A 562-nucleotide genomic window follows, 5' to 3' on the forward strand; every position below is an offset into this window, starting at 1 on the left:
TAAACGCGTTTTCACGTAGATAATGTTGTCGATACCCTGCGAGGTTAGATTGTCGCAGTACACGCTGCCTTCCACACACACCCATTTGATATCGCGAATATCACGATCTTTGTAGCTAGCATCACGATACCAAGCAGCGATGGTGCTGGAGAAAAAGGGTTTCGAGAACAGAAAACGCTTCTCTCTTTCTGGCGTTTTGCTAAAACCCACAGCGCCATCAATCACACCGTTTTCAACATCGTTAAGCAACGGCGGAATGTGTTGATAAGCGCGCAGTTCTAGGTTGAGCCCAAGAACCTTCGCGATGTTAGAGAGATAATCGAGGTTGATGCCGTAAAATGGACCGACACTGTCTACAACGGAATTTGAAGAGTCGTTTTGTGTGATAACGCCGACTACGATGCTGTCTTTTGTATTTTCTTTCGCAAGCGCATTAAAGGAAACCGCAAGACTGGTTACGGTTGCGGTAAGTATGATTATTTTTCTTAGAATGCTGAACATAAATGCTTCCTCTAATTGGAAAGCCAGACTAAATTGATCAGCAAAAAAGTCAAATTTCGAA

Annotated in this window: 1 protein-coding gene; it reads right to left on the bottom strand. The window is 43.6% G+C overall.

Annotation, left to right across the window (positions count from 1 at the left end):
• Positions 1 to 501: transporter substrate-binding domain-containing protein (locus R7E38_RS23210; protein WP_318082199.1), on the bottom strand; the 501-nt coding region annotated here is incomplete at its 3' end.
• Between the last annotated feature and the right edge of the window lie 61 nt (positions 502 to 562).

The organism is Vibrio sp. Vb2131 (assembly GCF_033338535.1).
In the GTDB taxonomy this organism is placed as follows: domain Bacteria; phylum Pseudomonadota; class Gammaproteobacteria; order Enterobacterales; family Vibrionaceae; genus Vibrio; species Vibrio alginolyticus.